The 245-nt window shown below is 53.1% G+C and carries 1 pseudogene; it reads right to left on the minus strand.

The features are described 5' to 3' along the window. Positions 1 to 20: 20 nt before the first annotated feature. Positions 21 to 245 (minus strand): annotated as a pseudogene (locus FDX22_RS26355) (Fe(3+)-hydroxamate ABC transporter substrate-binding protein FhuD); the annotation flags it as partial.

Consider the following 245-nt stretch of genomic DNA (forward strand, 5'->3'; position numbering starts at 1 on the left):
GAATAGTGCAATTCGTTTACTCACGCTTTGCCCCCCAGCGCATTATCCAGAATGCGGGCAAAATGCATCGCCGATAGCGTTGCACCATAGAACCAGACGGCGGGAACACGCTGAAAACGTCCGGCGCGAACAAATGGCATCGCCTGCCACAACGGTGTGGACATCAGTGCCTGCATATCCTTGTTGTTACCGTGATCGAAGCACAGCACATCAACATCTTTGTAGGCGGCAAGCCGATCAATTCC

Origin of the sequence: Citrobacter sp. TBCS-14 (genome assembly GCF_005280805.1) — a bacterium.
GTDB classification, from domain to species: domain Bacteria; phylum Pseudomonadota; class Gammaproteobacteria; order Enterobacterales; family Enterobacteriaceae; genus Citrobacter; species Citrobacter gillenii.